Source organism: Aeromonas sp. QDB14 (assembly GCF_027707845.1).
Lineage (GTDB): Bacteria > Pseudomonadota > Gammaproteobacteria > Enterobacterales > Aeromonadaceae > Aeromonas > Aeromonas caviae.
Map to the genome: position 1 here is coordinate 1 of NZ_JAPCJD010000122.1, position 6888 is coordinate 6888.

At 60.9% G+C, this 6888-nt stretch carries 7 protein-coding genes and 1 pseudogene; 4 read left to right on the plus strand and 4 right to left on the minus strand.

Annotation, left to right across the window (positions count from 1 at the left end):
- Positions 1–71: 71 nt before the first annotated feature.
- Positions 72–1133 (plus strand): annotated as a pseudogene (locus PG887_RS21335) (winged helix-turn-helix domain-containing protein); the annotation flags it as partial.
- A gap of 59 nt (positions 1134–1192) precedes the next feature.
- On the plus strand, positions 1193–1981 hold the full coding sequence (locus tag PG887_RS21340; RefSeq protein WP_372587210.1) for a substrate-binding periplasmic protein: 789 nt from the start codon (positions 1193–1195) through the stop codon (positions 1979–1981).
- A 67-nt stretch (positions 1982–2048) separates the two neighbouring features.
- Here PG887_RS21340 and PG887_RS21345 read toward each other — a convergent pair whose 3' ends face one another.
- The 3 genes from PG887_RS21345 to PG887_RS21355 are packed head-to-tail and all read right to left on the minus strand — an operon-like array spanning position 2049 to position 4403.
- Positions 2049–3173: a M20 family metallopeptidase gene (locus tag PG887_RS21345; protein WP_210555960.1), complete on the minus strand. Its 1125-nt coding sequence runs from the start codon at positions 3171–3173 to the stop codon at positions 2049–2051.
- Between the two features lie 34 nt (positions 3174–3207).
- A complete protein-coding gene (locus PG887_RS21350; RefSeq protein ID WP_026457021.1) occupies positions 3208–3675 on the minus strand; it encodes a YjiG family protein in 468 nt (155 codons plus the stop codon).
- A complete protein-coding gene (locus PG887_RS21355; protein WP_042025688.1) occupies positions 3672–4403 on the minus strand; it encodes a nucleoside recognition domain-containing protein in 732 nt (243 codons plus the stop codon). Before PG887_RS21355 ends, PG887_RS21350 begins: the two co-directional genes overlap by 4 nt.
- Before the next feature lie 381 nt (positions 4404–4784).
- On the opposite strand from PG887_RS21355, the gene PG887_RS21360 reads away from it, so the two are divergent.
- Together PG887_RS21360 and PG887_RS21365 are read left to right on the plus strand one after the other, a co-directional pair.
- Entirely contained in the window at positions 4785–5504 is a 720-nt protein-coding gene (locus PG887_RS21360) for a nucleotide-binding protein (RefSeq protein WP_115371006.1), read from the plus strand.
- A gap of 11 nt (positions 5505–5515) precedes the next feature.
- Positions 5516–5971 carry a conjugal transfer protein TraM gene (locus PG887_RS21365; RefSeq protein WP_115371005.1) on the plus strand — a complete coding sequence of 152 codons (456 nt, stop codon included), beginning with the start codon at positions 5516–5518 and terminating at the stop codon, positions 5969–5971.
- Positions 5972–6178: 207 nt separating this feature from the next.
- Here PG887_RS21365 and PG887_RS21370 read toward each other — a convergent pair.
- A partial coding sequence (locus tag PG887_RS21370) for an APH(6)-I family aminoglycoside O-phosphotransferase (protein WP_270822862.1) occupies positions 6179–6888 on the minus strand: 710 nt, incomplete at its 5' end.

A 6888-nucleotide genomic window follows, 5' to 3' on the forward strand; every position in this document is an offset into this window, starting at 1 on the left:
TTCACATAGCCAGTCACAATAAATCAATCACTTAGCAGTCTGAATGTCGCATTTGGACGGAAAATCCCTAGAACCCCTACCTGGTGCTGTTCAGCCGCCTCGGCCACTACGATCCCGTCTGGCTGGAGCGGCTGCTGGCCGAGGGCGACCTCTTCGAATACTGGGCCCACGAGGCCTGCTTCGTGCCCCGGGAGGATTACCGGCTGCTGCGCCATCGCATGCTGGATCCTGCCGCCATGGGCTGGAAGTTTTCGGCCCACTGGCTCGCCACCCATCAGCAGGACATTGACCGGCTACTCGAGCAGATCCGCCAGCAGGGGCCGGTGCGAGCAGCCGACTTTGCCCGCCAGGGAGAGAAGGGCAACGGCTGGTGGGACTGGAAGCCGGAGAAGCGTCATCTCGAGGTGCTCTTCACCGCGGGGCGCCTGATGGTGCGCGAGCGGCGCAACTTCCAGCGGGTCTATGATTTGGCAGAGCGGGTCATGCCCGGCTGGTGCGACGAGCGGGATCTGCCGAGCCCGGAGACGGCGCAGCGAGAGATGGTGCGTGCCAGCTGCCGGGCGCTGGGGCTGGTCAAGGCCGGCTGGGTGGCCGACTATTACCGGCTGCGACGCGGCAAATACGATGCCCTGCTCCATCAACTGGCCGACGAAGGAGAGCTGTTTCCGGTGCGGGTGGAGGGATGGCAGCACGGCGCCTTCGTCCACGCCTCGCTGGCTGACGAGCTGGTCAAGGCGCAGGGGGGCACCCTCAGGGCGACCCATACCACGGCCTTGTCGCCCTTTGATCCTCTGGTGTGGGATCGCAGGCGGGCCCGCGAGCTATTCGAGTTCGACTACCGCATCGAGTGCTATACCCCGGCGCACAAGCGCCAGTACGGCTACTTCGTGCTGCCGCTGCTGCATTGCGGCAAACTGGTGGGCCGGATGGATGCCAAGGCCCATCGCCAGCAGGGGATCTTCGAGATAAAGAACCTCTATCTGGAGGCTGGGGTCAGGGTGACCCGCACCCTGGCAGGGGAGCTGGGGAAGGCGCTGCAAAAGCTGGCGCAGTGGCACCAGACGCCGACCCTGGCCTATGGCGATATTCCGCCCCTCCTGTTGGCGCTATGGCGCCCGGAGCACGGGCTGTGAGGGTAGCACAGAGGGCAAGACGCTCTGCACTCAGGAGATTGGCACATGGAGGAAGAGGGATGAAGGGATTCTGGCTGTTGTCGGGCATGATCCTTGCCATGTTGATGCCGGTCGCCTCGGCACAGGAGAGTGACGCGCCGGTGCGGATCTGCCTCGGCAATGGCAGTGAATGGCCTCCCTACACTTATTGGGTGCGCCACAACGGCGTGCCGGAACCCGAACGGCTGACCGGGGCGGCGGCGACCCTGGTGCTCGATGCCCTGCGCCAGAATGGTTTGTCTCCCCAGATCCGCTACCTGCCATGGGCCAGGGTCAAGCAGGAGCTGGTCGACTATGGCCAAAACGGCCTGTGCGAGCTGACCTGGGATGCCAGCTACAAGCCGGAGCTGGCGGCCCATGTTTACTACAGTGTTCCCCTCTATCACACCCGCCTCGGTCTCTTCTACCTCAAGCGCCGCTTCCCCGAGGCGCCGGATCTGGAGGTGGCCAGCCGCGGCCGGATGTGCGGACTGCTTGGCTACAACTATGCCCCCTATGGCATCAACAAGAAGCTGCGGCGGGTCAAGCGGCTGCAGCAGGCTCTCGACCTGCTGGCGCGGGGGCGCTGCGATTTTCTGCCAAACTCGGTCGAGCCGTTGCTAAGCGGCCTCAGCCTTGGCATCTACCAGAGTGAACCCGGTTTGACCCATCTGCGCCTACCCAATCGCAAGGGATTCTACCTGATGGTGAGCAAGGGATCGCCGCGGGCTCAGGAGCTCATTACTCAGCTGGATAAGACGCTGGTGGCCTTTGAGGAGGAGGGGCATACCGGCAAGGTGATGGCGAAGTTTCTGCCGCCGCTGGAGTGACGGCGTCGCCGGATATAAAAAAGGCCAGCCGGTGCAAACCGGCTGGCCTTGGCCATGGATGGGGATATCACGCGGCCAGGCGGGTCAGCACCTTCACCAGCAGCTCGATGCGCGGGGCAATGCTCGCCAGATCCAGATACTCCTCGTCACTGTGGAAACCGGCGCCGATAGGGCCCAGACCGTCCAGGGTCGGAATGCCGAGGGCGGCGGTCAGGTTGGCATCCGAGCCGCCACCGACCTCTTGCCAGCGGATGGGCAGACCCAGCTCTTGACCACACTCTTCCACGATGGCCATCAGGGCCTTGGTGCCTTCTGACGGCACCATGGCCGGCTTGTGGGCCTCGCGAGTCAGCTTGATGGTGACCCCTTCCAGATGAGGGCGCTCGGCCAGGGTCAGCAGCCGGTCGTTGACCTGGCTGTACTCCTGATTGTCCCAGAAGCGCACGTCCACGACTGCGCTGGCATGGGCCGGCACTATGTTGGCGCCATTGCCCCCCTCGACGATGCCGATGTTGAGGGTGGTGCCGCTCTCGAAGTTGGTGAGGGCATTGATGGCCAGGATCCAGTGACCCAGCTCGGTGATGGCGCTGCGCCCCTTCTGCGGCTCGTTGCCCGCGTGGGCCGCCTTGCCGGTGAAATCGAGGCGATAGCGAGCCATCCCCTTGCGCGCTTTGACCAAGGATCCGTCGGCACGGGCTGCTTCGGCCACTAGCACCTGACGGGCCTGTTTGGCCACCGAGGCCAGCCAGTCGCTGGAGTGCAGGGAGCCAATCTCTTCGTCCGGGTTCATGCAGACGCAGATGCTCAGGCTGTCGCGCACTTCGCGGGGCAGGGCGCGCAGGGCATGGACGATGTTGAGCAGGCCGGATTTCATGTCGGAGACGCCGGGACCGTAGGCCCGCTCGCCATCGACGCTCAGCGGGCGGGCGGCGGCGGTGCCGAGGGGGAAGACGGTGTCCATATGGCCAATCAACATCACATCGATCTGCTCGGCATCAGGCTGGTTGCGAATTTCCAGTCCCACCCCGGCTACCCCGCAGTCGACCCGCTTGATGTGCCAGCCACCCATGGCCTCGTATTTGGCGGCCATCAGATCAGCCACTGCGGTTATGCCAGGTTGGTGCAATGAGCCGCAATCCAGGTTGATGAGAGGGGCCAGCTCGGCCAGGTATTCATCCAGAGAAAAAGTCATCGGTTGCTCCACTTGTGTGGTTGTACGAAAAGGGTCAGAGAAGGATGTTCATCACCAACATGGCGCCGAAGGCGTTGAGCACTGAGATGGCGACCATGATGGGGATGTAGCGCCCTTCGGTGCCGATGCAGCCGAGGATGCGGCCCATGTACTGCACCTGGGAGCCCATCAGGTAGATGGCGGGGGCCAGGATGGCGATGTGGGTACCGTTGAGGATCCCCTGATCGAACAGGGTAATGACCACGCCGACCGCGCCGCCCATGGACATCCAGGCGCCGATCAGCACTGCAGCTGCCTCACCGGGCAGACCGAACACCGCCATGATGGGGGAGAAGATGGCCCCCATGGCGTCCAGGGCGCCGGTGATCTGCAGCGCCTTGATGATGACGAAGGCCATCAGCACGTTGGGGACGGTGGAGGTGGTGGCAATGACCCATCCCTTCTTGGCCCCTTCGACGAAGATATCGGTGACGATGGGTTTCTTGACGTTGGCCTGGCTCATTTGGCTTGCTCCTGAGTGCTGGGGGTCGTGGCGTGCTGGGTGTTGTCGCTGTTTTTGCCTTCGGTCAGGTTGAGGTAGACCCGAAACAGGTTGGCTCCGACAAATTTGAAGGCAAACATCACCACCACGGCGAGACCGATGGAGGAGCTGACCGCCGGGCTGCCATCGGCCAGGGTCAGGGTGAACAGCACGGCGCCGGAGGAGAAAAAGTTGACTATGGTGGCACCGGCGGAGAACTGGAACATGGTGAAGACGTCGGTCTCGCGCTTGGTGATGAGCCCTTCATCCTTGAGCTGGCGGGTCATGGCGGCGCCGGCATCGGTACTCTGCAGGGAGGCGATCAGCGCCAGGCCCGTGTTGCCAGGGATCCCCATCAGCGGGCGCAGCAGCGGGGTCAGCAGCTTGCGGGCGGCATCCAGGGCGCCGTAGTGTTCCAGCACATTGATCATGCCGAGGGCGAACATCACGGTGGGGATCAGGGTCAGGGCAAACAGGAAGCCGTCGCGGGCGCCGTTGCCCCCCTTGCCGCGCATGTCGGTCATGGCAGTCTTGAGGCCGTCGCCGTTCTCGCTGACGCTCTGTACCATGGTGCCGAACGAACCGTTCAGTGTGGTGAAGTCGAACACTCCGTACCACTGGTTGGACTGCAACAGTCCCGAAAAGAAGACGATGGCGAACGCCAGTGCCAGGTAACTGCCTATCGTTACCGAGCGTGATTTGTCAGTCATGATTTAGCTCCATCTGAATAAATATTTAATCGCTCGCAGTATGAATGATGCAATCGTCAGTAAATTGATGGCGGTCAAACTGGCGCACTGTCTTTGGTGTTTGTTGTGGTTTATGTGATGGCGATCGTTGCTTTGATGGATAAAAATCCGGTTTTTACAGGGATTTTTGAATGGCAGTGTTATGCGGGCGGTATGGGGTTCTAGGGATTTTCCGTCCAAAAACGACAAAGTGCTCTGGAGGCCACGCCGTCCGCGGCCTCCAGAGGGGTATTACTTTTTTGGCGCTTCACATAGCCAGTCACAATAAATCAATCACTTAGCAGTCTGAATGTCGCATTTGGACGGAAAATCCCTAGAACCCCTGAAAGGAGCGACGATTTTATGAAGCAAGTTCATTTCACCCTGCAAGGCAAAGGCGGCGTCGGCAAGTCCTTCGTGTCGAGCCTCATCACGCAATACCTGCGCGCCAAGGGCGAGCCGGTCGTTGCCGTCGATACGGACCCGGTGAACGCCACCCTTGCGGGCTATAAGGCTTTCGGCACCCAGCGCCTTGAACTGATGGAAGGCGGCTCGCTGGTCGAGCGTAACTTTGACGCGCTGATTGAGCGCGTGGTGGCCGAAGATTCGCACTTCGTCATCGACAACGGCGCGGCGAGCTTCATTCCGCTGTCCTATTACATCGCCGAAAACGACGCTATCAACGTGATTGCCGGGCACGGCAAACAGGTTGTCATCCATACCGTCATCACCGGCGGCCAAGCGATCCGCGACACGCTCGCCGGGTTCGCTTCACTGGTCGAGCAAATGCCGGAAGAAACCCGCATTGTGGTTTGGCTCAATGAGTTTTTCGGCGACATTGAAGCCGAAGGAAAAACCTTTGAGGAAATGAAGGTCTACCAGAACAACCGCGACCGCGTTCATGGCCTCGTGCGGATCGCGCGCCAAACCGGCAGCACGTTCGGCAAGGACGTGCAACTGATGCTCGATTCCAAGCTGACTTTCGATGAAGTCGCGGCCTCCCCCGATTTCGGCCTCATGGCAAAGTCCCGTCTCGCGCAGGTGAAAAAGGCGATCTTTGAACAACTGGCCGCCGTGATCTGAGGGGAGGCAGGATGATTGACTTTGATGAGCTACGGAAAACCGTCGCCATCAAGCATAACGTCCTGCTCGGGCCGGATGACCCTATCTTGGTCACGGTCACGCTGCATGATCTTGTGCTTGGCCGGTATGTCGAGGTTCTAACAGCGCAAAATGAGGGCCATCAAAAGGCCCTCGCCGCTGCGCTGCAAGAGCATGTCGAGCAATCGAAGGCGACGGCGGGGCGCGTCATCACTGACGCCGCCGATTACGTGAGCGGGCAGGTGCGGCAGGCTGTAACCGCCGCCCTGACCGAAGCGGGCGCGCAGCTTCGGCAGGACGTGGCCGAAGCTCGCGCAGCAAGCCGCGAGGCGAGCGCCGGGGTGCAGACGGCGAAGGCCGCCCGCACTACCGCCATAGCCGCGTCGGCAATCGCGGCGCTCTGCGCGCTCGTCGCGCTGGCCGCCGTGGTCGTGGTCCTTCTCAAGTAGGGAGGCGTATGGACGCACCGAAGCTATCGAATTGCGACGATGGCGTGACGTATTGGAAAAACGAGTAGCAGATAGGAGGATGAAATGACGTTGCTTGATTTGGGGTCGTTTGCGGGAGAGGGCGAAATCCTACGCTAAGGCTTTGGCCAACGATATTCTCCGGTAAGATTGATGTGTTCCCAGGGGATAGGAGAAGTCGCTTGATATCTAGTATGACGTCTGTCGCACCTGCTTGATCGCGGCCGCGATAGCTAGATCGCGTTGCTCCTCTTCTCCATCCGCGTTCCAAGCTGCGGAAAGGCACCCATAAGCGTACGCCTGGTCGAGCAGGCGACGCGGATCGACGTCCAGCGCACGAGAGAATGCGTCCGCCATCTGTGCAATGCGTCTGGGATCGAGACAAAGGTCGTCTCTGTCAGCCGGATCGTAGAACATATTGGCGGCGCCAAAGCCCACTTCACCGACCAGACCGACGGGATCTATCACCAGCCAGCCGCGACTGGAGAACATGATGTTTTCATGATGCAGATCGCCATGTAGCCCACGCAGTTCCGAGGCATTGCTCATCATTTGATCGGCTATAATCGCCGCGTGGACGTAGTCAGTTTGACAACCTGCGTTTTGATCATCGCGCGCCCGCTGAAACAAAGCTGCAAAGCGATCCCGGATCGGGAGAAGGGCAGAAGGCAGGGGTTCCTCAGATGCGGCATACAGCTTCGCCATTAGTTCCGCTGCAATTTCGGTCGCCTGGTAGTCGCCGTGCTCGGCAACGATGTGAGAGAGCATTCGCTCCCCGGCATATTCGAGCAACATCAGATTGTTCTCACGACCGAGCAACCAGACTGCTCCCCTCCCATTGCGCCATACCAGATAGTCGGCCCCGCGCAGTTCATCAGCAATGTCTTCTATAGGTTTCA

What these genes read in the sequence shown, in the direction of transcription:
- PG887_RS21360 (WP_115371006.1), top strand. Translation starts at nt 4,785, where the DNA reads ATGAAGCAAGTTCATTTCACCCTGCAAGGCAAAGGCGGCGTCGGCAAG.
- PG887_RS21365 (WP_115371005.1), top strand. Translation starts at nt 5,516, where the DNA reads ATGATTGACTTTGATGAGCTACGGAAAACCGTCGCCATCAAGCATAAC.
- PG887_RS21355 (WP_042025688.1), bottom strand. Translation starts at nt 4,403, where the DNA reads ATGACTGACAAATCACGCTCGGTAACGATAGGCAGTTACCTGGCACTG.
- PG887_RS21350 (WP_026457021.1), bottom strand. Translation starts at nt 3,675, where the DNA reads ATGAGCCAGGCCAACGTCAAGAAACCCATCGTCACCGATATCTTCGTC.
- PG887_RS21340 (WP_372587210.1), top strand. Translation starts at nt 1,193, where the DNA reads ATGAAGGGATTCTGGCTGTTGTCGGGCATGATCCTTGCCATGTTGATG.
- PG887_RS21345 (WP_210555960.1), bottom strand. Translation starts at nt 3,173, where the DNA reads ATGACTTTTTCTCTGGATGAATACCTGGCCGAGCTGGCCCCTCTCATC.